This is a genomic window from Streptomyces iakyrus, assembly GCF_000717055.1.
GTDB classification, from domain to species: Bacteria; Actinomycetota; Actinomycetes; order Streptomycetales; family Streptomycetaceae; genus Streptomyces; species Streptomyces iakyrus.
Map to the genome: position 1 here is coordinate 1 of NZ_JNXI01000134.1, position 329 is coordinate 329.

Genomic DNA, 329 nt, shown 5'->3' on the forward strand with positions numbered 1-329 from the left:
ACTATGTCGGCGTCGCGGCGCTGAAATGGCCGGCGCTGCGCGCGGCCTTCGCGGCCTTCAAGGCCAATCCCGGCCTCGGGCGCTGGCAGGATTTCGAGGCCTACCGCAAGGAGCAGGGCACGCTGCTGTCGCGCTTCGCTTGTTTCGAGGTGGTGCGGCACAAGTTCAACACGCCGTGGTGGGAGTGGCCGGACGACTGGCGGCAGCCCGACGATGCGGCGTGCACGAAATTGCGCTGGGCGCGCGACACCGCCGCCGAGGTCGAGTTCGTCGAATTCGTGCAATGGACCGCCGACCGCCAGCTCGGCGCCTGCCAGGGACTCGCGCAC

At 69.3% G+C, this 329-nt stretch carries 1 protein-coding gene; it reads left to right on the plus strand.

Annotated features, from left to right (window positions below; translation table 11 throughout):
• Positions 1–329: 4-alpha-glucanotransferase (locus tag OO68_RS49050; RefSeq protein WP_033314749.1), on the plus strand; the 329-nt coding region annotated here is incomplete at both ends.